Source organism: Streptomyces sp. BK79, assembly GCF_044142145.1.
Classification (GTDB): domain Bacteria; phylum Actinomycetota; class Actinomycetes; order Streptomycetales; family Streptomycetaceae; genus Streptomyces.
On the sequence record NZ_JBHVOC010000027.1, the window covers coordinates 76332 to 97181 of the forward strand.

Consider the following 20850-nt stretch of genomic DNA (forward strand, 5'->3'; position numbering starts at 1 on the left):
CGTGCGGGAACGCGCCCTCAGCGCAGCCCGAAGCGGTCCGCCCAGGCCGTCATGTCGGCGGTCGTGGCGTTGCCGCCGCACACCACGAGACCGATCCTCGCACCGTCGCCCACCCGCTCCACCACGCGCCGGGCCGCGGGCAGCAGACAGCCGGCGGCCGGCTCCGTCCACACCTTCCCGTGCTCGGCGAGCGCCAGCGAACCCTCGACGGCCTCCCGGTCCGGCACCACGAGTACCTCGCCGACCAGCGCCGCCACATGGTCGTACGTCACCTGGGAGACGGCCGGGGCGCTGAGCGTGGTCACGAGGGACGAGAGCGCCACGGGAATCGGCTCGCCCGCCGCCAGCGCCCGGGACATGGCCTCGGCGCCCTCGGTCTCCACACCCCAGACGCGTACGCCGGGCCGCAGCGCCCGCAGCGCCGCCGCCACGCCCGCGATCAGCCCCCCGCCGCCGATGCTCACCAGGACGTCGGTGAGTTCCGCGGCGTCCTCGGCGAACTCCAGCCCGACGGTGCCCTGGCCCGCGATCACCACGGGGTCGTCGAAGGGGTGGACCAGGGTCAGGCCCTCCTCCCGCAGCCGGGCCACGAGCGCGAAGGCACTGTCCATGTCGTCGGTGAGCCGCACCAGCGCGCCCGCCTCCTCGGCGGTCTCGACGGAACGGGCCGGTGCCGTCCGCGGCATGACCACCGTGGCCTTCACGTCGAGCGCGGCGGCCATCACCGCCACCGCGATGCCGTGGTTCCCGCCGCTGACCGCGACGACGCCGGCGGCCCGCTCGGCCTCGGTCAGCGACAGCAGCTTCGCCGTCGCGCCCCGCGCCTTGAACGAGCCGGTGCGCTGGAGCAGTTCCAGCTTCGTGGTGACCGGGACCCCGAGCAGCGTGGAGAGCCCCGGGCTGGGCACCGTCGGGGTGCGTACGACGTGTCCGGCGATCCGCTCGGCCGCGGCTTCGATCTCGGCGATCCCGATCAAGGCAGTCATCCCTTCGGTGCGGGCGCGGGTCCGCGCCCCTCCGCGCACCCTTTCGCGGCACGTGTCCAAGGTCAACACCGTTCCCGGTGGGGTCGCCGGAGCGCTCTCGCGGGGCCCGGAGCCGTCCCGGGCACCCTCGCCCGGCGGCGTCGCCTCAATGCTGCTGCGACTTCTGCGGCGTCACCTCGCTCGGCCGGACCACGACGTACCCCTCGCCCTGGAGCACCAGTTGCACGGCCTCGCCCGAACCGCCGCGCAGCATCGAACCGATGGACTGCGAGCGGTGCAGGGAGGTCGACAGTCCCGCCGACCAGCCGACGACCGCGTCCGTGTCGACGTAGACCGGGTACTGGGAGGAGACCGGGATGACCAGAGGGCTCCCGTCGCACACCAGCCCCAGCCTGCCCTGGCCCGTGAAGACGCTGTTGAACAGGCCGCCGCCGGTGACGCCCGCGCCCTTCACGGTGGCGATGCGGTACGACAGCGAGGCGTCGAAGCACAGGACGTTGCGGCCGTTGACGGTGAACTCGTCGCCGGGTTCGACCTCCACGATGAAGCAGCTCTGCGCCTCGTGCGCGAACCACGCCTCGCCCTGTCCGCTCACCGCCATCAGGGGCAGCCCCTCACCGGTGACCGCGCGTTTGAGCATGCCGCCCACGCCCTGGCCCTTGCGCTCGAACTGGAGACTGCCGCGGTAGGCGACCATCGCGCCCTGCCGGGCCAGCATCTCGCCGTTCACCGTGTAACGGATGCATTTGGAGTTCTCGACGGTCATGCCCGGCGCGGTGGCGGGCTGCACCATGTGCTCGCTGGAAAAGAGGTCACCCTTCATACGGGCATAGTGGCCCGGAGGGTGTCGTTCCGCCAAGATCGCCCGGCTTTCGCTCCCGTGGGCCGGGCTCAGCCGCCGAAGAGCTGGGTCCAGTACGTGCCCGCCCGGCCGCCGCCAGCCAGCCCGACGCCGATGTGCGTGAAGTCAGCCTTGAGGATGTTGGCGCGGTGCCCGGGGCTGTTCATCCAGCCCTCCACCACGGCGGCGGGGGAGCGCTGACCGCAGGCTATGTTCTCGCCGACCGTGCGGTGGCCGGCGCCCGCCGCGGCGGCCCGGCCCCACGGTCCGCCGCCGTCCGGATCGGTGTGGGAGTAGAAGTCCCGGGCCACCATGTCCGCGCTGTGCGCCTGCGCGGCGTGGGCCAGCCGCGGGTCGGCGGCCAGCGGGGGCAGCCCCGCGCCGGTCCGCCGCCGGTTGGTCAGCTCGACGACCTCGGCCGTGGTGCGGGCCAGGCCGTCCGGGGTGAGGGGCAGGGCCCACAGCGCGGTCCAGTACGTGTCGCCCGAGGGTCCGCCGGTGACGGACGCCCACCCGGCGTGCGTGACGGCGGCGTCGTGCAGCGTGCGCCGGGTGCGCTCGGTGCCCAGGCAGTACGCGACGAACTCGGCGGGCGTGCGCGGGCCGGAGACCAGGTGCTCGCCGACGGTGAGGTAGGCGAACCCGGCCGAGACCACGCGCTGGTGGACACTGACGCCGTCCCGGGTCTCGACGCTCAGGGTTCCCGCGGCGGCCATGGCGGCGGCGTGCGCCCGGGCCGCGGAGACCAGGCGCGGATCGACGAGGACGGGGCGGGAACCGGCCGCCGCGCGGGACGAGTTGACCAGATCCAGGAAGCCGTCGGGGGCGGATGCCGTCGTCCCGCCGGTGTCCGGGGCCGGGGCGTCGGGCGTCGGGTCGTCGTCGATCTCCACCCCGAAGTCCCGGGCGAGGCCGGCCAGGCCGTCGGCGTACCCCTGCCCCAGGGCGCGCAGCTTCCAGCCCTCGCCGCGCCGGTAGAACTCCGCCAGCAGCAGCACGGTCTCCTGCCGGGGCCGGGCCGGGGTGAAGCGGGTCAGCGCGTGCCCGCGTGCGTCGTCGACCCGGAGGGTGGGGGAGGGCAGGGCGCTCAGCGCGGTCCCGGGGTCCGAGGGGCTGACCGCCACCGTCACCCGGGTGGCGCCGGGACGCAGCCGGGACGGATCGACGGTGAGCGTGTCGCCCCGCAGGCGGGCGCCGGGTGCCTGCGGCTGGTTGTAGAAGACGAAGTCGCCGTCACCGGCCACCTTGCCGCCGTCGTCCGTGATGAGCGCCGACACGTCGAAGTCACCCGGCACCCGCACGCTCACGGGCCCGCGCGGCAGGGGGATGTTGCCCCCGGGGACCAACTCGCTCATCGTGCCGCCCCGTTTCCTGGTCGCTCTCCTGGCAGGGATGTCGGTGCCGGGTCAACGTCCGCCGCACACCGGGGGTTCCCGGTACCGCTCCGGAGACGGGGCGCCTGCCGGGGGTCAGCCCGGTGCCGTCGGTTCCGGCGTGATCAGGCCCTGCCGGTAGGCGACCGCCACCGCTTCCGTGCGGCTCGCCGCGGCCAGCTTGGCGAGGATGTTGGAGACGTGGACGCTCGCCGTCTTCGCGCTGATGAACAGCTCCTCGCCGATCCGGCGGTTGCTGTGGCCGAGGGCGAGGAGCCGCAGCACCTCCCGCTCCCGGGCGGTCAGCACCGCCGTACCACCGGCGCTCCCGGCGCCCGTGAGCCGGCCGCGGCGCGCCAGGTCGTCGAGCCGCTCCCGCAGCAGCGTGGCGCCGAGCCGGTCGGCCTCCCGGCGCACGGCGTCGGCCTCGGCGGCGGCCTCGTCGCGGCGGCCGGCCGCCACCAGGGCCTCGGCCAGCCGCAGCCGGCACCGCGCGCGTTCGTAGGTGTCGCCGAAGGAGAAGGCGGCCACCGCCTTCTCCCAGGACGCCGGGTCCGGACCCGGCCCGGCGATCCGGGCCCACTCCGCCTCCGCCCGGGCCAGCCAAGCCTGGCCCTCGGGGCCCTGGGGCGTGCCGCCGTCCCCGTGTCCGGCGGACGACCGGGCCTGCTCCACCAGGTCGGCCGCGGTGTCCGCCCAGTGGCGGGCGCCCGCCTCGTCGCCGGCCCCGCGCAGCCGGACCACGGTGTCGGCGACCGCGGACAGCGCGAGGGCGGCCAGTCTGACGGTCACGAGGGGCGGTGTGCCCGCGTCGTCGGTGAGCGTCTCGACGGTGGACCGCATCGACCGCACGGCCTCCTCCGCGTCCCCGCGCAGCACCGCCGCCTCGGTGAGCACGATGCCCGCGACCAGCCACGCCATCCAGTCGAACGGCCCCTCCCGCAGGGCCCGGGCGCGGTCGACGGCACCGAAGTCGCCGCGCGCCAGGGCCACGTACAGCCCGGGGCCGATCGCGTGGGCGCCCGCGGCGGCCGGCCCCGCCGCGTCCTGCGCGCTCTCGCGCACGCACGCGTCCCAGTGACCCAGCGTGTACTGCACCAGCAGCCGCAGATACCGCATCTCCCGCGGGTACGGCGAGGAGAGCAGCCCGGAGCGGCGGGCCCGCTCCAGGCCCTCCGCCGCCCACGGCAGGCACTCCTCCAGGTCCCCGGACTCGAAGCAGCCGATGGCGAGGTTGAACAGCGCGCGCAGCTCCACCGGCGCGTTGCCCGCCCGCCGGGCCAGCTCCCGGGCCTCCAGCAGCCGTTCGCGGCCCCGCGCGGTGCTCCGGTTGCCGCCCTCCAGACTGGTCAGGGAGATCAGCAGGTCGGCGCGGGCGTCGGTGACGTCCAGCGCCTCGGCCACCGCGAGCGCGCGGCGGGCCACCTCCAGCGCCGTCCCGTTGTCCCCGACCTGGCGGGCCGCCACCACGTGTGTGGCCGCCGCCCACACCCACGTCGCCGACGGCGGGTCGGCGGGGATCAGGGCGAGCGCCTCGCTGCTGTGGGCGAACGCCGCCGACAGGTTGTCGACGCTGAGCAGGTTGCCGGCGAGCGTGTAGCGGACGCGGGCGGCGAGTTCCAGGTCCGCGTCCTGGCCGAGACCGGCCAGCGCGGAGCGGGTGAGGGAGACCGCGCGGTGCAGCTCCCCGGCGTCCGCGGCGGCCGCCGACGCGCGCAGCGTGAGCGTCACCGCGTCGGGGCCGGCGGGCCGCGCGTCGGCCCCGACCGCCGGCCACAGGTCGAGGGCCGTCTCCAGGTGCCGCAGCTCCTCGGCGGGCGCGCCGACCCGCCGCGCGTGGTCCGCCGCCTCCAGCGACGCGGCCAGTGCCTCGGGCAGGTCATGGCTCGCGCGGTAGTGGTGGGCGCGCTCGGCGGCGCTCCCGGACCGGCGCTCCGGCCCGCCGAGCAGCCGGGCGAACGCCCCGTGCAGCCGGGTCCGTTCCCCGGGGAGCAGATCGGCGTAGACCGCCTCCCGCGCGAGCGCGTGCCGGAACGAGTAGCTGTTTCCGTCGCCGGAGACCAGCAACTGCCGTTCCACCGCCTCCCGCAGCGCCGTCTCCAGCTCCTCCTCGGGCAGCCCCACGGCGTCCCGCAGCAGGTCGTGCCCCACGCGGCGCCCGGCGACGGCGGCGGTGCGCAGCACCTGCTGGGCGGTCTCGGACAACTGCTCGAACCGGATGAGCAGGACGTCGGCCAGACCGCTGGGCACGCCACCGGCGGGCGCGTGGGAGGCCGCGACCAGCTCCTCGGCGTAGAAGGCGTTGCCCTCGGCCCGCTCGACGATCCGGCGCACGGCGGCGTCCGGCAGCGGACGGTCCCGCAGTCCCCGCACCAGCCGCGCCACGTCGCTGTCCGGCAGGGGGCGCAGCTCCAGGCGCTCCACGGCGGGCAGCCGCACCAGCTCGGCCAGCAGGGGCCGCAGGGGGTGGCGGCGGTGCAGGTCGTCCGTCCGGTACGAGGCGAACAGGGCGAGCCGGTGTCCGGGTGCCCCGCCGGCCGGCCGCTGGAGGACACCGCGGCCGAGCAGGAACCGCAGCAGGTCCCGCGAGGACTGGTCGGCCCAGTGCAGGTCCTCCAGCACGAGCAGCAGCGGCGCGACGCCCGCCAGCTCGGCCAGCAGCGCGGCCACGCCCTCGAACAGCCACAGCCGCGACCGTGGGGCGGCGCCCCCGTCGTCCGGGCCCCCGCCCAGCAACCGGTCGGCCACCGGATGGGCGGCCAGCACCGCGGCGAACCGCTCGTCGGCGGCCAGCGCGCCGAGGATCTCGGTGAACGGCAGGTACGGCAGGCCGACGTCGCCCAGGTCGACGCAGTGCCCGGTGAGCACGGTCGTCCCGGCCGCGGCGGCCCGGGCGGCGACCTCGTCCAGGGTCCGGGTCTTGCCGACCCCGGCGTCCCCGGCGATCAGCACCGCGCGGGCCTCCCCGGCGCGGGCGCGTTCCAGCACGCCGACGAGACGCGCGAGTTCGTCCTCGCGGCCGACGAGCGGGCTGGTGAATGACGTCTGTTGCACGCCGCCATCCTGGCACGCGGGTCCGACAACGGGCCCGCCGCGGAGCAGGCCGGCACCCTGCGGCGGGCGCGGGCCGGCCCCCTCCGGTGGGCGCCTGGCCGCCCGCCGACCGCGATCGGGCCGCTGAGCCCGACCGGCGTGGACGCAGGGCGCCGTGGCCGGAGGCGTGCGGTGGTCGCAGGCGGCTGTGGCCGGGGCGTGCTGTGGTCACAGGCGGCTGTGGTCGGGGCGTGCGCTCCGGTGCGCGGGGGGCGCAGGCGCCCGTGCTCAGGGTCGCTGTGATCGCGGGCGGCTGTTGGTCGGGGCAGGCTGGGAGTGGGCCGCTGGGGGTGCGGGTGGCTGGGCTCGGGGTCGCTGTGGCCGCGGGCGTCTGCTCTCGGTGCGCGCTGTGGTCCGGGTCCGCCGTGGGCCAGCAGTTGCGGTCGGGGCACGCTGCGAGCGGGCCGCGCGGGGCCGGGCCCGGCGCGCGGCGGATCCGCCGCGTGGGCGTATGCGCCGTGCGGGCGGACGCGCCGTGCGAGCAGACACGCCGTGCGGGCGGACGCGCCGTGCGAGCAGGCCGCCGCACGGGCGTACGCGGCGCGCGGGCGTATCCGCCGCGTCGGCGTGCCGTGCGGGCGCATGCGCCGCGCGGACGGGCGGCGGTGGGTCCGTCGTGGTCAGCGGCGCAGGGTGCGGGCCCAGTCCGCCGGTACGCGTCCCGCCGGTCCGGGGGACGGCTGGTCCTCGGGCCGGCTGACCGGCGGGGCCAGTTCGGGCCCGGACTCCCGCAGCTCGTCGGAGGCGTAGTCCCAGTACCAGTCCTCACCCGGCTCGAAGCTCTGCACCACCGGATGCCCGGTGGACCGGTAGTGGCCGGTCGCGTGCTGTCCGGGCGAGCTGTCGCAGCAGCCGACGTGGCCGCAGCCCGCGCAGCGCCGCAGGTGGAACCACCAGCCGCCCGAGGCGTCGCACTCGGCGCAGCCGGTGCCGCTCGGCGGGGCGGTGGGGTCGATTCCGGTGTCGTCGGTCATGCCGGCTCCTCGGTCGGTTCGGATGCGGCGGCGGTGAGCGGCAGCAGCACCTGGAAGCGGGTGTCGCCCGGCACGGACTCCACCTGGAGCGTGCCGTGGTGCTTGTTGACCACGATGCGCCAGGAGATGTCCAGACCGAGCCCGGTGCCCTCGCCCACCGGCTTGGTGGTGAAGAACGGGTCGAAGATGCGCTCGCGGATCTCCGGAGCGATGCCGGTGCCGGTGTCGCGGAACTCCACCAGCAGCCGGTCGTGGTGGAGCGCGGTCCGCACGGTCAGCGTGCCGTCGCCGCCCGCGCCGTTCATGGCGGCCACCGCGTTGTCGATCAGGTTGGTCCACACCTGGTTCAGCTCCGCCGGGTACGCCGGGATGTCCGGCACCGTGCGGTCGTACTCCTTGACGACCCCGATCCGGGGGCCGATCTTGCCGGAGAGCATCAGCAGCGTGCTGTCGAGCAGTTCATGGACGTCGACGTGCCGGTAGGGCGCGCGGTCGAGCTGCGCGTACTGCTTGGCCGCGTCCACCAGGTGCGAGACGCGGGCGGTGGAGTCCGCGATCTCGTTCATCAGCAGCTCGGTCTCGACGGTGTAGTTGAGCCAGCCGACCGCCCCGGGCAGCATCTCCTCGTCCACCGCCGCCGCGACCTGGTCCAGCCAGTCGGTGTCCAGGCCGGCCTGCACGAAGACCGGCGCGATCTGCCAGCCGTGCTCGATGCCGCGGTCCTCCAGCCAGTCGGTGAGCGCGTCCTCCCGGTCGGCGGCCTCCAGCGGGGTCAGCGCGGGGGCCTTGGCGACCCGCTCGGCCGTGCGCTCCTGTATCTCGATGAGCCCGGCGAGCGCGTCGCGGGAGAACGGCCCCTCGGCGATGACGGCCAGCTTGTGCCGCATCTTCGCCACCCGCTCCCGCAGCGTCGAGGTGGCCCGGACCGCGGCCGCCGCGGGGTTGTTCAGCTCGTGCGTGAGTCCCGCCGACAGCGAGCCGAGCGCCAGCAGCCTCTCGCGCTGCCCGATGGTCCGCTGGCTGTTCTTGGAGCCGAAGAACAGCCCTTCCAGCAGGTGCACCGCCATCGGGAACCACTCCCGCATGACGCTCGCGAACGTCTCGGCGGGCAGCACGAAGAACCGCGTCGGCTCGGTCACCCGCATCGAGTTGGTGTACACCTGCGGCACCCGGTCCCCGACGTACGCCTGCATCGCGCCCGCGTACACCCCGCGCTGCGAGGTGCGGTTGGTCTCCACGTCGTCCGCGCCGACCCGGCGGGAGAGGACGACCGTCCCCTCCAGCATCACGTAGAAGCACGTCGCGTCCTCGCCCTCGGTGTACACCGGGCCGGGCTCGAACAGCTCCACCCGGCCCTCGGCGCACAGCCGCCCCAACTGCTCGGGCGTCAGCTTCTCGAACAGGAACAGCTCCCCGATCTCCCCGGGGCTGCACGGCATCGGGCGCCCGCTCACGACTGCTCCAGGTACCGGTGGACGAGCATCACGGCCATGGCTCCCTCTCCGACGGCGGACGCGACCCGCTTCGCGGACTGGGCGCGCGCGTCGCCCGCCACGAACACGCCCGGGACGCTGGTCTCCAGGTGGTACGGCGGCCGGTCCAGCTCCCAGTCGCCGGGCGGCCGCCCGTCGGGGGTGAGGTCCGGTCCGGCGAGGATGAACCCGCGCTCGTCCCGCAGCACCGTGCCGTCCAGCCAGTCGGTGAGCGGGGCCGCGCCGATGAACACGAACAGCCACTGGGCGTCGACGAGTTCGGTCGCACCGCTCTCCGCGTCGCGCAGCGTCAGCCGCTCCAGGCGGCCGTCGCCGTGCGCGCTCTCGACGACCGTGCCGCAGCGCACGCGGATGTTGGGCGTCTCCTCGATCTGCTGGATCAGGTAGTGCGACATCGACGCGGTCAGGGAGCCGCCGCGCACCAGCAGCGTCACGGACTTGGCCCCCCGGGACAGGTACATCGCCGCCTGCCCGGCCGAGTTGGCGCCGCCCACGATGTACACGTCGTGGCCCTCGCAGGAGGCGGCCTCGGTCAGCGCCGAGCCGTAGAAGACGCCGCAGCCGGTCAGGTCGTCGGTGCCGGGCGCGGTGAGCTGGCGGTAGGAGACGCCGGTCGCCAGAATCACGCTGTGCGCGGCGATCGCCGAGCCGTCCGAGAACCGTACGACGCGGGCCGCGCCGTTCGCCTCCAGCCCGGTCACCTCGCGCGCGGTGAGGATCTCGGCGCCGAACTTCGCCGCCTGCCGCCGGGCCCGGTCGGTGAGCTGGCCGCCCGAGACGCCGTCGGGGAAGCCCAGGTAGTTCTCGATGCGAGAGCTCTGCCCGGCCTGCCCGCCGGTCGCCGACCGCTCCACCAGCACCGTCCGCAGCCCCTCGGAGGCCCCGTACACCGCCGCGCCGAGCCCGGCCGGGCCGCCGCCGATCACCACCAGGTCGTAGAAGTCGGCCGTCGGCGTCGTCGCCAGACCCACGCGCGCGGCGAGGTCGGGCGCCTCCGGCTCGACCAGCGGCGTCCCGTCCGGTGTGATCACCACCGGCAGCCGCCGCCCGTCCTGGCCCGCCGCCGACAGCAGCCGCCGCCCCTCCGGCTCGTCGGCGGAGTACCAGCGATAGGGCACCTGGTTGCGGGCCAGGAACTCCCGGACCTCCGAGGAGCGCGCCGACCAGCGGTGCCCGACGACCTTGGTGCTGGGCACGGGCCGGTGGTCGCCGGCGCGCCAGGCCGCCAGCAGGTCGTCCAGGACCGGGTAGAGCTTCTCCTCGGGCGGGTCCCAGGGCTTGAGCAGATAGTGGTCCAGGTCGACGACGTTGATCGCGTCGATCGCGGCGTTGGTGTCCGCGTACGCGGTCAGCAGCACGCGCCGGGCACCCGGATACACGTCCAGGGCCTGTTCCAGGAACTCGATCCCGTTCATCCGCGGCATCCGGTAGTCGGCCAGGATCACGGCCACCAGGTCCCCGCGCAGCTTCAGCTCCCGCAGTGCCTCGAGCGCCGACTCGCCGGACTCCGCCCGCACGATCCGGTACGACGCGCCGTAGCGCCGCCGCAGGTCCCGGGCGACGGCGCGGGAGACCCCCGGGTCGTCGTCCACGGTCATGATGACGGTCCGCGCGGCCCCGTCCGCCTGTGCCATACGTCCCCCACGTCGAACGGCCGGATTCACGGCACGGCGTCCCCGTCACCGCACCGGCCTGGGGCCCATCGTATGGTCGATCGCCGGGCCCCGCTCAGCCGGCGGGCAGCCCGCCCCCGGCCCGGCACACGGAAGCCTCCCCCCTCGGACGTGCCCTTCGGCACCGTCTCCCGGGACCGTGCCCGTGATCTCAGGACGGCGTAGGGAAGACTGGGCGCCATGGACGTCACCGCGACACAGGGAGGGAACCGCATGACGCGCCCGATCACGGCAGGGGTCGACGGTTCGCAGGAGAGCCTGGCCGCACTGGCCTGGGCCGCCGGGGAGGCGGTCCGCCGCGGAGCGCCGCTGCACGTCGTGCACGCCTGGCGGGTCCAGCCGCAGGACGCGGCCGGCGCGCAGGACCGGGACGCGCAGGAGCGGTGGGTGGGGGACTCGGTCGCCGAGTGGGTCCGGACCGTCGCCGGGGCGCACCCCGGCCTCACGGTGTCCACGGAGGTCCGTGAGGCCGACGACGCCGTCGCCGTGCTGCTCGCCGCCGCGGCCGAGGCCGAGACGCTGGTCCTGGGCTCGCGCGGCCACGGGGCGGTGGTCGGCTTCCTGCTGGGTTCCGTCGGCCAGCAGGTGATCGCCGAGGCGCCCCGGCCGGTCGTCCTGGTGCGGGCCGGGGAGGAGGCCGCGGCCGAGGCCGCCGACGGCGAGGTCGTCGTCGGGCAGCAGGGCGAGCCGGAGGACAGCGCCGACGTGATCGGGTTCGCCTTCGAGGCGGCCGCCGCGCGCGGCGCCACCGTGCGCGCCGTGCGGGCCTGGGCGCTGCCGACGGTGTTCACCTACACCCCGGGCTCGATGCGGCTCGCCGACGAGGCCGGGGGCCTGGAGCAGTACGAGAGGAAGGCCCTCGGCGAGGCGCTCGCCCCGTGGCGCGAGCGCTTCCCCGACGTCCGGGTGGTCGAGCACGTGGAGATGGGCAGCGCCGGGCAGGTCCTGCTGTCGGTGGCCGGCGGAGCCCGGCTGATGGTCGTCGGCCGCCGTGCCCGCCGTACGGCGGTCGGTGCCCGGATCGGCTCGGTGGCGCACGGTGTGCTGCACCACGCCCAGTGCCCGGTGGCGGTGGTCCCGCACACGTGACGGACCGGCCCGTCGGGCGGCGGGCCGCTCACTCCGCCGTCGGCTGGAGGGTCTCCCGGGCCCTGGGCAGGACGTTCTCGATGTAGTCGGCGACGGCCGTGTCGAGGCCGATGTCGTGCTGGGCCCGCTCGGACAGGTACCAGCGGTGCTCCAGCAGCTCGTGGTAGATCTCGGCCGGGTCCATCGCGCCGCGCAGCTCCACCGGCACCGCCCGCACGGTGGGCCGGAAGACCTCGCGCACCCAGCGGTGGGCGAGGACCTCGGGGCGGGCGCCGAGGGGGTCGCCCGGGGCGTAGTCGTCCTGGGTGGCCATCCAGCTCTCCAGGTCGTTCAGCAGCCGCCGGGCCTGGTTCTCCTCGGCGTCCAGGCCGGTCAGGCGCAGCAGCTGGCGCTGGTGGTGGCCCGCGTCGACGACCTTGGGCACGAAGGTGACCGTGTCGCCGTTGGAGGCGTGCTCGATCTGCATCTCGGCCACGTCGAAGCCGAGGTCGTTGAGCCGCCGGATCCGGCGCTCGATGTAGTGGTACTTGCCCGCCGGATAGACGGACGTGCGGGTCAGCTCCTGCCACAGGCCCCGGTAGCGGGCGCAGATCTCCGTGCCGAAGTCGACCGGGTCGACGGACGGGTGCAGCGCCCCCGACGCCTCCAGGTCGAGCAGCTCGCCGCTGATGTTCACCCGGGCCAGGTCGAGGTCGTAGTCGCGCTGGCCGTCGCTCAGCCGGGCGTGCAGCTCCCCGGTCTCGGCGTCCACCAGGTACGCGGCGTAGGCGCCCGCGTCGCGGCGGAAGAGCGTGTTGGACAGCGAGCAGTCGCCCCACGCGAACCCGGCCAGGTGCAGCCGCACCAGCAGCACCGCGAGCGCGTCCATCAGGCGGTGCATGGTCGCCGGGCGCAGCGTCGTCTCGAACATCGACCGGTACGGCATCGAACCGCCCAGGTGCCGGGTGATCAGCACCGGTTCCAGCGCCTCGCCGGCCGTGTCCGTGCGGCCGGTGACCACGGCCAGCGCGTCCACCGCGGGGATGGCGAGCCGGTCCAGGTCGCGCAGCAGCTGGTACTCGCGCAGCGCGGGACGTTCGGCCAGCTCCTTGACGGCGACGACCTCGTCCCCGGCCCGGGCGTAGCGGACGACGTGCCGGGAGATGCCGCGGGGCAGGGGCACGAGGTACTCCTCGGGCCACTCCTCCAGCGGCGTCTGCCACGGCAGTTCGAGCAGGAGCGCGGGGTGCTCCGGATTGGTGGCGCTGATCTGCAAGGCCATGCCCCGACTCTAGAACGTCCGTTCCCGGCCCCGTGGCGCGGCTGCCCCGACTCCGGTACGGCCGCCGGTCCCGCGGGCGCCGGGGCGGCGGTTCAGCGCACGCCGCGCGGACGGAACTGGACGCTGATGCGAGGGCCCGCGGCGCGGGTGCTCTTGGGGACGCAGTGCTCCCAGGTGCGCTGGCAGGAGCCGCCCATCACGATCAGGTCGCCGTGGCCCAACGGGCGGCGCACCGTGTCGCCGCCTCCTCCGACCGGGCGCAGCAGCAGGTCCCGGGGGGCGCCGACCGACAGGATGGCGACCATCGTGTCCTGGCGCGCGCCCCGTCCGATCCGGTCCCCGTGCCAGGCGACGCTGTCCAGCCCGTCGCGGTAGTGGCACAGCCCGGCCGTGGTGAAGGGCTCGCCCAGCTCCCCGGCGTAGTGCGCGCTCAGGGCGTCGCGCGCCTCGGTGAGCAGCGGATGCGGCAGCGGCTCGCCGGCTCCGTAGAACGCGAGCAGCCGGGGCACGTCGACCACCTGGTCGTACATGGCCCGGCGCTCCGCGCGCCACGGCACGTCGGCGGCCAGCCTTTCGAACAGCGCGTCGGCGCCGCTCAGCCAGCCGGGCAGCAGGTCGATCCAGGCACCCGAGCCGAGGTGTGTGCGGCGCAGCCCGTCGAGCGGTCCGAGCCGGACCTCGTCCGTCTGGTCGAAGAGCGATCCCTGGAGGTGCGTGGTCATGGGACCAGCGTACTCCCGATTCGAATACGCGTTCTATCTTCACCCTGGCCCTCGCACGTGCCCTGCACGGCCCTTCCGATACACCGCCGTATCGGATACGTTCTCGCATCGGAGACGGGGAGGGCCGGCATGGCGGCGAAGGCGACGACCGGGCGGGTGACCAGGCGGCGGGCGCGGACCCGCGCCAATCTCCTGGAGGCGGCGTACACGGTGTTCGCCGCCAAGGGGTTCGGCCGGGTGTCGATCGAGGAGGTCTGCGAGGCGGCCGGCTACAGCCGCGGCGCCTTCTACTCGAACTTCGACAGCCTCGACGAGCTGTTCTTCGCCCTCTACCGGGAGCGGGCCGACCTGATCGCGGAGCAGGTCTCCGGCGCCCTCGCCCTCGACGGGCCGGACCTGGACGTACCCGCCGCCGTGGACCGGGTCACCGAGGTGCTCCTGCTGGACCGGGACTGGCTCCTGGTGAAGACGGACTTCCTGGTGCACGCCGCCCGCGACCCGGACGTGGCACGCACCCTGCTCGAGCACCGGGCGCGCCTCAGGCACGTGATCGCCGACCGGCTCGCCCGGGCGCGCGGGCACACCCGCCTGCCGGCGGTGCTCGGCGACGCCGGCGGCGCCGCGTACGCGGTGGTCGCCGCCTACGACGGAGTCACCACCCAACTGCTCCTCGACCGGGACGTGGAGCACGCCCGGACCTGGTTGCGCGAGCTGCTCACCGCGCTGCTCACCGAGGGCGGCGCCACTTCGTGAACAGCCCCGCCACCCCCAGCCGCCCCGCCACCTCCAGCCGCCCCGCCACCTCCAGCCGCCCCGACATCCCCAACACCCCCAACACCCCCAACACACGCAACGAGAAGGGACGGTCGCCATGGATGCCGACGTCATCGTGGTCGGAGCGGGCCTCGCGGGCCTGGTCGCGGCCCACGAACTGACCAGCCGGGGACGGAGGGTGGCCCTCGTCGACCAGGAGAACGCGGCCAACCTCGGCGGGCAGGCCTTCTGGTCCTTCGGCGGCCTCTTCCTCGTCGACTCCCCTCAGCAGCGGCGCCTCGGCGTCAAGGACTCCTTCGACCTGGCCTGGAGCGACTGGCAGGGCAGCGCCGGCTTCGACCGCACCGACGACGAGGACTCCTGGGCGGTGCGCTGGGCCCAGGCGTACGTCGAGTGGGCGGCGGGGGAGAAGCGGTCCTGGCTCGCCGGGCACGGCATCACCTTCCTGCCCACCGTCGGCTGGGCCGAGCGCGGTGATCTCCGGGCCGCCGGGCACGGCAACTCCGTGCCCCGCTTCCACATCGCCTGGGGCACCGGCACCGGAGTCGTCGAGCCCTTCGTGCGCTACGCGAGGCAGGCCGCCCGGGACGGGCTGCTCACCTTCCACCACCGCCACCGCGTCGACCACCTGGTCGTCGAGGACGGCGCCGCGCGCGGCGTGCGCGGCACGGTCCTGGCCGAGGACCACTCGCCCCGCGGCGTCGCCTCCAACCGCGACGCGACCGGCGAGTTCGCCCTCACGGCCCAGGCCGTGATCGTCACCTCCGGAGGCATCGGAGCCGACCATGACATCGTCCGCCGCCACTGGCCCGAGCGCCTGGGCACCCCGCCCGCCAGGATGATCACCGGAGTCCCCGCGCACGTCGACGGGCGGATGCTCGACATCAGCGCCGAGGCGGGCGCCCGCCTGGTCAACCGCGACCGGATGTGGCACTACACCGAGGGCGTGCGCAACTGGGACCCGATCTGGCCCGGCCACGGCATCCGCATCCTGCCCGGACCCTCCTCGATGTGGTTCGACGCGCTCGGCCGCCGTCTGCCCGAACCCTGCCTGCCCGGCTACGACACCCTCGGCACCCTCCGGCACCTGCGCACGACGCCGGACCTCGCCGCTCACGACCACTCCTGGTTCATCCTCACCCAGAAGATCATCGAGAAGGAGTTCGCGCTCTCCGGCTCCGAGCAGAACCCCGACATCACCGCCAAGGACCGCGCCGGCTTCCTGCGCGAACGCGTCCTCGGCAAGGGCGCGCCGGGCCCGGTGGACGCCTTCCTGCGGGAGGGCGCGGACTTCGTGACCGCGCCGAACCTGGAGCAACTGGTCGACAGGATGAACGGGCTGACCGACAAGCCGCTCCTCGACGCCGCCCTGGTCCGCCGCCAGATCGAGGCCCGCGACCTCCAGCTGGCCAACCCGTACGCCAAGGACGCCCAGGTGCAGGGCATCCGCAACGCCCGCCGCTACATCGGCGACCGCCTCGGCCGCGTCGCCGCCCCGCACCGCATCCTCGACCCGGCCGCGGGCCCGCTGATCGGGGTCAAGCTGCACATCCTCACCCGCAAGACACTCGGCGGCATCCAGACCGACCTCGACTCCCGGGCCCTGGGCGCCGACGGCACACCGGTCGACGGCCTCTACGCGGCCGGGGAGGTGGCGGGCTTCGGCGGCGGCGGAGTGCACGGCTACAACGCGCTGGAGGGCACCTTCCTCGGCGGCTGCCTGTTCTCGGGGCGGGCGGCGGGCCGGGCCGCGGCACGGCAGACCGGCTGACGGCGGCGGACCGGCTGTGGGGGAGAGGGAGGGGCGGAGCGGCTGCCGGCGCGGCCTCAGGTCGCGCCGAGGAGGCGGAGCAGCACGGAGGCGTGGCTCCGGGCGGGCGACTTGGACGCGGTCAGCAGCGTCACGTCCCCCTTGCCCGCCAGCTCCCGCAGGTGGTCGAGGAGTTCCGCCGCCTCCGGGGCGGCCAGCTCGGCCTCGTACCGCTCGGCGAACTCCTCGTACGTCCCCTCGCCCGCGTGGTACCAGCGGCGCAGCTCGGCCGACGGGGTGAGCCCCTTGGGCCACTCGTCCACGTGCGCGGCGTCCTTCGCCACACCCCGCGGCCACAGCCGGTCCACCAGGACCCGCACCCCGTCGTCCGGTTCGGGCGGGTCGTAGACGCGGTGCACACGGACGCTCATGGCCGGCCCCTTCCAAGTGACGCTCCCGCGAGCCTACGGCCGTCACCCGCGGTGCGCCGGTGACGTGTGGGCCGTCCGGGCCGGCCCGGGCGTCGTCGAAGAGGCCCGGGCCGGCCGCGCGCCAGGGTCAGCCGGCCCTCCGGCGCACGGACTCGCGCCGCTTGAGCGCCCGGCGTTCCAGCTCGCTGGTCCCGCCCCAGACGCCGATGGTCTGGCCCGTGTCGAGTGCCCAGCGCAGACACTGCTCCTGGACCGGGCAGCTCCGGCACACCGTCTTCGCCTGCTCGGTCTGCAGAGCGGCCGGACCGGTGGTGCCGATCGGGAAGAACAGGTCGGGGTCCTCCGTGCGGCACGCCGCGTGCTCTCGCCAGTTGTCCATGAAAGTCACCTGCGATCGGTATCGTTCGCGCCCTCGTGAATGCCTTACTCCGTTGCGGGTGACCGGTCGGCCGCGGGATGAAACCGGCGACAGCCTTCCGGATGCCGGCATTCCCTAGCCCCGCAGCGACTCCTGAGCCGCCGTCACCACCGCGTCGGCCACCGTGGCCAGCGCGGGGGAGTCGAGCTTCCACTGCTGCCAGTACAGCGGCACGTCCACCGCGAGATCCGGGGCGAACTCGACCAGCCGTCCGGCCCGCAGCAGGGGTACGGCCTGCGGCTCCGGCACCATGCCCCAGCCCAGTCCGGCGGCGACCGCCTCGACGAAGCCCTCCGAGGTCGGGACGAGGTTGCGTACGGGGCTCGCGCCGGTGTGGCCGAGGCGCCGCGCGAATCCGTCCTGGAAGTCGTCCCGCCGGTCGAAGACCACCACGGGCGCCCCGGCGATCACCTCCCGGGCCGGCCCGTCCAGATGCCGCGCCGCGAAGTCGGGCTCGGCGCACGGGAGATACCGCATCCGCCCCAGGTACCGGACGGCGCAGCCGGGGACGGGGTCGGGCGAGGAGGTCACCGCGGCCATCACCACGCCCTCCCGCAACAGGGTGGCCGTGTGGTCCTCGTCCTCGCGGCGCAGCTCGAAGCAGAGCCGCGGCTCCCGGGGCATCCGCGTGAGGGCGCCCAGGAACCAGGTCGCGAGGGAGTCGGCGTTGACGGCCACCGAGACCCGGGTCGGCTCTCCGGCCCCGCTCAGCCCCAGCTCCGCGTACGCGTCGCGCTTCAGCCGGGCCACCTGGCGGGCGAGGCGCACCAGCACCGCGCCGGAGTCGGTCGGCCGCACCGGCTTGGTGCGCAGGAGCAGTACCCGGCCGGTGCGCTGCTCCAGCGCCTTCACCCGCTGGCTGACCGCGGACGGCGTCACGTGCAGGGCGGCGGCGGCCGCGTCGAACGTGCCCTCGTCCACCACGGCCAGCAGGGTGCGCACCTGGTCCAGGGGAAGGTCGGCGAAGGCCACGTGGGCCGCTGCTGTCTTCACGAGCGCTAAGGATACGTAAGAATCTTTAGCTGTACGCCCAGTGATCGTCCGCTTAGCGTCGGGGGCATGACCAACGCACTCACCGCCGCCGCCGCGGGCTTCGGCACCGGCCTCTCGCTCATCGTCGCCATCGGTGCCCAGAACGCCTTCGTCCTGCGCCAGGGGGTCCGCAGGGACGCGGTCCTCGCCGTGGTCGGCATCTGCGCCCTGTCCGACGCCCTGCTCATCACCCTGGGTGTCGGCGGCGTCGGCGCGGTGGTGGTCGCCTGGCCGGGCGCGCTGACCGCGGTGGGCTGGATCGGCGGGGCCTTCCTGCTCTGCTACGGCGCCCTCGCCGCGCGGCGCGTGTTCCGGCCGGCCGGTGCGCTGCGGGCGGACGGCGACGCGGCCGGCTCACGCCGTCGGGCGATCCTCACCTGCCTGGCGCTGACCTGGCTCAATCCGCACGTCTACCTCGACACCGTCTTCCTGCTGGGTTCGGTCGCCGCCGACCAGGGCCCGCTGCGCTGGACCTTCGGGCTGGGAGCCGCGGTCGCCAGCCTGTGCTGGTTCGCCGCGCTCGGTTTCGGCGCCCGCTACCTCGGCCGTTTCCTGGCCCGGCCGTCGGCCTGGCGGGTGCTCGACGGACTGGTGGCCGCGACGATGATCGTCCTCGGCGTCAGCCTCATCGCGGGGGCCTGAGCACGCCCGGTCGCGCGGGGCCCCGAGGGCGGGGCCGCCGGCGCCTCACAGCGAGCCGCGCCCGTGCAGCGCGTAGTGCTCCATGAGCCGCCCCCGGGTGGTCTCCAGCCGGTGCGCGAGGATCTCGGCGACCGACCGCACCAGCACGACGCCGAGCTGCGGGTCCTCGTCGCACAGGGCGAGGACCGCGGAGGCGTCGAACTCGTAGGCGCGCACCGGGCAGAAGGCCTCGGCGCCGAAGTCCCACTCGTACGGCGGGAACAGCCAGGACCAGCCGAGCAGGTCCCCGGCGCCCAGGCTGGCGACCGTGACCCGTTGCAGCGGGGTCACCTGCTGGGTCAGGGAGACCGCGCCGGAGCGGACGACCCAGAAGCGGTCGGCCCGGCCGCCCGCCTCGAAGATCCGGGTGTCCTCCGGGAAGGACACCTCCCGGGCCAGTGCCGTCAGCCGCCCGCGCTGGGGCTGGGGGAGGGCGGTCAGCAGTTTGATCGCTTTGGTCATGGCACGGGGCTCCTCGCCGGCGATTCGGTTCCGGGGCTTTCCCTATGCCCATTTCAGTCGCTGTCGGCGCCCTGAGCACCTCGGCGGACGGCGGATCCCGTGCGGATTCGGTGCCGGAACGGGGGACGGTGGCCGCGCGGGCAGTAAAAAGCCCTGGCTGGACGGGGGAAGCCAGCCAGGGCCGTGAGCGGTGACGTCGAAGGACGCGCGGTCGACTCCGTCGCCACAGATGGATGAACGCTAAACCATCTTCCCGCGTTCCGCGAAACCCGGGCGCCGTCACGTGACCCGTCTCACTCGCCGCCCTCCGCGACGACCCGGATCCTCTCCAGCGCCGGATCGCTCGGGTCCGGGAGGAACATGCCCGCGTCCAGACCGGTGCGCAGGTACCGCAGGACCGGCTCGGTCAGCCGCTCGCCGGGCAGGACGGCCGGGATGCCGGGCGGGTACGGCGTGATCATCTCCGCCGCGACCCGGCCGGCCGCCCGGCCGAGCGGCACGTCCTCGGTGGGCCCGAAGAACGCGTCCCGGGGAAGCGCCACCTGAGCCATCCGCAACCCGGACGGCGAGGGCACCTCCACGCGGGGCGCGGGGCGCAGACCCGGAGCGGCGTGGGCGAGGTCCTTGAGCGCGGCGAGCAGTTCGCCGCAGGTGTCGTGGTCGTCGCCGTGGGTGATCTGCGCGCCGATGCGCCGGTGATCCGTCAGGTGCGCGACCACACCCCGGTGCTCGCGCAGCCAGTCCGCCGCCTGGAACCCCGACACACCGAGCCCGTCCAGGTCGATGACGACGGGCAGCGGATCGAAGCCGTGGGCCAGCCCGGGGCCGCAGAAGTCGTCCCGGTCGTTGACGTGCATGCCGTCGATCTCCTCGACGGCGGCCCGGACGCCGGCGGCCAGCTCCAGCGCGCCGCCCATCAGCTCCCGCCCGTGCAGCGCCATCTGCCGCCGCCAGCCGTCCAGCCCGGCGAAGATCAGTGCCGACGGGCTGGTGGTGCCCAGCAGGTCCGCCCGCATGCCGAGCAGCTTGGGCGGGACCAGGTCGCCGCGCAGATGGAACACGGAGCCCTGCTCCAGGCCGCTGCCCATCTTGTGGATGCTGGTCACGCAGATGTCGGCACCCGCGTCCATCGCCCAGGACGGCAGGTCGGGGTGGAAGGGCAGGTGCGCGCCCCAGGCCTCGTCGACGATCAGCGGCGCCGAGCGCCGGTGGCAGACCTCGGCGACGGCCCGCAGGTCGGCGCTCGCCCCGTACGGCGTCGGACTGGTGATCAGGGCGCCCTTGGCGTCGGGATGGGCCGCGAACGCCCGCTCGAACTCCTCGGCGGACGGCGGATGGGCCAGGTGCCGTTCGGCGTCCCAGCGCGGCTCGACCCAGACCGGCTCGATACCGGACAGGATCAGCCCGGAGACGACGGACTTGTGGGCGTCCCGCCCGATCAGCAGCTTCTCGTGCGGCCCCGCCACCGCCAGCATCGCGGCCTTCACCGACAAGGAGGAGCCGCACGTCGAGAAGAACGTGTGGTCGGCGTGCACGGCGTCGGCCATCAGCTCCTGGGCCCGCTGCAGCACCCGCCCCCGGGTGAGCCGGTCGTCCAGTCCGCCGGTGGCCAGCACGTCACCGTGGAAGACGGCGTCCCCCAGCACCTCGCGCACCGCCGGATCCGCCCCGCGGGCCTGCTTGTGCCCCGGCGGAGTGAACGACAGCCGTCCCTCGCGGCGGTAGTCGACGAGGGCTTGCAGGACGGGGGCGCTGGTGTGGTCGGCGGTCATGCCGGTCCGGTTTCCCGGAGGGCAC

The 20850-nt window shown here is 74.8% G+C and carries 18 protein-coding genes; 4 read left to right on the top strand and 14 right to left on the bottom strand.

The window, feature by feature from the left end:
* Window positions 1-17: 17 nt before the first annotated feature.
* The 7 genes from ACFIF2_RS29870 to ACFIF2_RS29900 all read right to left on the bottom strand — a co-directional run bounded on the left by ACFIF2_RS29870 (window position 18) and on the right by ACFIF2_RS29900 (window position 10394).
* Window positions 18-977: a threonine/serine dehydratase gene (locus ACFIF2_RS29870; protein WP_395576360.1), complete on the bottom strand. Its 960-nt coding sequence runs from the start codon at window positions 975-977 to the stop codon at window positions 18-20.
* A 154-nt stretch (window positions 978-1131) separates the two neighbouring features.
* A complete protein-coding gene (locus tag ACFIF2_RS29875; RefSeq protein WP_395576361.1) occupies window positions 1132-1809 on the bottom strand; it encodes an AIM24 family protein in 678 nt (225 codons plus the stop codon).
* Between the two features lie 68 nt (window positions 1810-1877).
* Window positions 1878-3182, bottom strand: coding sequence for a CAP domain-containing protein (locus tag ACFIF2_RS29880; protein ID WP_395576362.1), 1305 nt, complete (start codon window positions 3180-3182; stop codon window positions 1878-1880).
* 114 nt (window positions 3183-3296) lie between these two features.
* Entirely contained in the window at window positions 3297-6254 is a 2958-nt protein-coding gene (locus ACFIF2_RS29885; RefSeq protein ID WP_395576363.1) for an AAA family ATPase, read from the bottom strand.
* 659 nt (window positions 6255-6913) lie between these two features.
* Complete coding sequence (locus tag ACFIF2_RS29890; protein ID WP_395576364.1) at window positions 6914-7267, bottom strand: UBP-type zinc finger domain-containing protein; 354 nt, start codon at window positions 7265-7267, stop codon at window positions 6914-6916.
* The gene (locus tag ACFIF2_RS29895; RefSeq protein WP_395576365.1) at window positions 7264-8721 is read right to left on the bottom strand and encodes an ATP-binding protein; all 1458 of its coding nucleotides are present in this window, start codon (window positions 8719-8721) and stop codon (window positions 7264-7266) included. Before ACFIF2_RS29895 ends, ACFIF2_RS29890 begins: the two co-directional genes overlap by 4 nt.
* On the bottom strand, window positions 8718-10394 hold the full coding sequence (locus ACFIF2_RS29900; RefSeq protein WP_395576366.1) for an FAD-dependent oxidoreductase: 1677 nt from the start codon (window positions 10392-10394) through the stop codon (window positions 8718-8720). Before ACFIF2_RS29900 ends, ACFIF2_RS29895 begins: the two co-directional genes overlap by 4 nt.
* Before the next feature lie 252 nt (window positions 10395-10646).
* Between ACFIF2_RS29900 and ACFIF2_RS29905 the strand changes: the two genes are divergently transcribed.
* Window positions 10647-11522: a universal stress protein gene (locus ACFIF2_RS29905; protein ID WP_395576367.1), complete on the top strand. Its 876-nt coding sequence runs from the start codon at window positions 10647-10649 to the stop codon at window positions 11520-11522.
* Window positions 11523-11550: 28 nt separating this feature from the next.
* Here the strand turns inward: ACFIF2_RS29905 and ACFIF2_RS29910 are convergent, their stop codons facing one another.
* Window positions 11551-12783, bottom strand: coding sequence for a DUF4032 domain-containing protein (locus ACFIF2_RS29910; RefSeq protein WP_395576368.1), 1233 nt, complete (start codon window positions 12781-12783; stop codon window positions 11551-11553).
* 92 nt (window positions 12784-12875) lie between these two features.
* The gene (locus ACFIF2_RS29915) at window positions 12876-13505 is read right to left on the bottom strand and encodes an alpha-ketoglutarate-dependent dioxygenase AlkB (RefSeq protein ID WP_395576369.1); all 630 of its coding nucleotides are present in this window, start codon (window positions 13503-13505) and stop codon (window positions 12876-12878) included.
* Between the two features lie 129 nt (window positions 13506-13634).
* Between ACFIF2_RS29915 and ACFIF2_RS29920 the strand changes: the two genes are divergently transcribed.
* Together ACFIF2_RS29920 and ACFIF2_RS29925 are read left to right on the top strand one after the other, a co-directional pair.
* Window positions 13635-14258, top strand: a complete 624-nt coding sequence (locus ACFIF2_RS29920; protein ID WP_395576370.1) for a TetR/AcrR family transcriptional regulator — start codon at window positions 13635-13637, stop codon at window positions 14256-14258.
* Window positions 14259-14376: 118 nt separating this feature from the next.
* Complete coding sequence (locus ACFIF2_RS29925; protein WP_395576371.1) at window positions 14377-16050, top strand: FAD-binding dehydrogenase; 1674 nt, start codon at window positions 14377-14379, stop codon at window positions 16048-16050.
* A gap of 56 nt (window positions 16051-16106) precedes the next feature.
* Here the strand turns inward: ACFIF2_RS29925 and ACFIF2_RS29930 are convergent, their stop codons facing one another.
* The 3 genes from ACFIF2_RS29930 to ACFIF2_RS29940 form a co-directional block, all read right to left on the bottom strand.
* Complete coding sequence (locus tag ACFIF2_RS29930; RefSeq protein WP_395576372.1) at window positions 16107-16460, bottom strand: DUF488 domain-containing protein; 354 nt, start codon at window positions 16458-16460, stop codon at window positions 16107-16109.
* A 127-nt stretch (window positions 16461-16587) separates the two neighbouring features.
* Window positions 16588-16839 carry a WhiB family transcriptional regulator gene (locus tag ACFIF2_RS29935; RefSeq protein WP_395576373.1) on the bottom strand — a complete coding sequence of 84 codons (252 nt, stop codon included), beginning with the start codon at window positions 16837-16839 and terminating at the stop codon, window positions 16588-16590.
* Window positions 16840-16953: 114 nt separating this feature from the next.
* Window positions 16954-17871, bottom strand: coding sequence for a LysR family transcriptional regulator ArgP (locus tag ACFIF2_RS29940; RefSeq protein WP_395576374.1), 918 nt, complete (start codon window positions 17869-17871; stop codon window positions 16954-16956).
* A 66-nt stretch (window positions 17872-17937) separates the two neighbouring features.
* On the opposite strand from ACFIF2_RS29940, the gene ACFIF2_RS29945 reads away from it, so the two are divergent.
* Window positions 17938-18552: a LysE/ArgO family amino acid transporter gene (locus ACFIF2_RS29945; RefSeq protein WP_395576375.1), complete on the top strand. Its 615-nt coding sequence runs from the start codon at window positions 17938-17940 to the stop codon at window positions 18550-18552.
* A 45-nt stretch (window positions 18553-18597) separates the two neighbouring features.
* On the opposite strand, the gene ACFIF2_RS29950 is transcribed toward ACFIF2_RS29945, so the two are convergent.
* Both ACFIF2_RS29950 and ACFIF2_RS29955 read right to left on the bottom strand, forming a co-directional pair.
* Entirely contained in the window at window positions 18598-19053 is a 456-nt protein-coding gene (locus tag ACFIF2_RS29950; RefSeq protein WP_395576376.1) for a cyclic nucleotide-binding domain-containing protein, read from the bottom strand.
* 293 nt (window positions 19054-19346) lie between these two features.
* Window positions 19347-20825: an aminotransferase class I/II-fold pyridoxal phosphate-dependent enzyme gene (locus tag ACFIF2_RS29955; protein WP_395576377.1), complete on the bottom strand. Its 1479-nt coding sequence runs from the start codon at window positions 20823-20825 to the stop codon at window positions 19347-19349.
* Between the last annotated feature and the right edge of the window lie 25 nt (window positions 20826-20850).

What these genes read in the sequence shown, in the direction of transcription:
- ACFIF2_RS29875 (WP_395576361.1), bottom strand. Translation starts at nt 1,809, where the DNA reads ATGAAGGGTGACCTCTTTTCCAGCGAGCACATGGTGCAGCCCGCCACC.
- ACFIF2_RS29880 (WP_395576362.1), bottom strand. Translation starts at nt 3,182, where the DNA reads ATGAGCGAGTTGGTCCCCGGGGGCAACATCCCCCTGCCGCGCGGGCCC.
- ACFIF2_RS29890 (WP_395576364.1), bottom strand. Translation starts at nt 7,267, where the DNA reads ATGACCGACGACACCGGAATCGACCCCACCGCCCCGCCGAGCGGCACC.
- ACFIF2_RS29900 (WP_395576366.1), bottom strand. Translation starts at nt 10,394, where the DNA reads ATGGCACAGGCGGACGGGGCCGCGCGGACCGTCATCATGACCGTGGAC.
- ACFIF2_RS29905 (WP_395576367.1), top strand. Translation starts at nt 10,647, where the DNA reads ATGACGCGCCCGATCACGGCAGGGGTCGACGGTTCGCAGGAGAGCCTG.
- ACFIF2_RS29910 (WP_395576368.1), bottom strand. Translation starts at nt 12,783, where the DNA reads ATGGCCTTGCAGATCAGCGCCACCAATCCGGAGCACCCCGCGCTCCTG.
- ACFIF2_RS29915 (WP_395576369.1), bottom strand. Translation starts at nt 13,505, where the DNA reads ATGACCACGCACCTCCAGGGATCGCTCTTCGACCAGACGGACGAGGTC.
- ACFIF2_RS29920 (WP_395576370.1), top strand. Translation starts at nt 13,635, where the DNA reads ATGGCGGCGAAGGCGACGACCGGGCGGGTGACCAGGCGGCGGGCGCGG.
- ACFIF2_RS29925 (WP_395576371.1), top strand. Translation starts at nt 14,377, where the DNA reads ATGGATGCCGACGTCATCGTGGTCGGAGCGGGCCTCGCGGGCCTGGTC.
- ACFIF2_RS29930 (WP_395576372.1), bottom strand. Translation starts at nt 16,460, where the DNA reads ATGAGCGTCCGTGTGCACCGCGTCTACGACCCGCCCGAACCGGACGAC.
- ACFIF2_RS29935 (WP_395576373.1), bottom strand. Translation starts at nt 16,839, where the DNA reads ATGGACAACTGGCGAGAGCACGCGGCGTGCCGCACGGAGGACCCCGAC.
- ACFIF2_RS29945 (WP_395576375.1), top strand. Translation starts at nt 17,938, where the DNA reads ATGACCAACGCACTCACCGCCGCCGCCGCGGGCTTCGGCACCGGCCTC.
- ACFIF2_RS29950 (WP_395576376.1), bottom strand. Translation starts at nt 19,053, where the DNA reads ATGACCAAAGCGATCAAACTGCTGACCGCCCTCCCCCAGCCCCAGCGC.
- ACFIF2_RS29955 (WP_395576377.1), bottom strand. Translation starts at nt 20,825, where the DNA reads ATGACCGCCGACCACACCAGCGCCCCCGTCCTGCAAGCCCTCGTCGAC.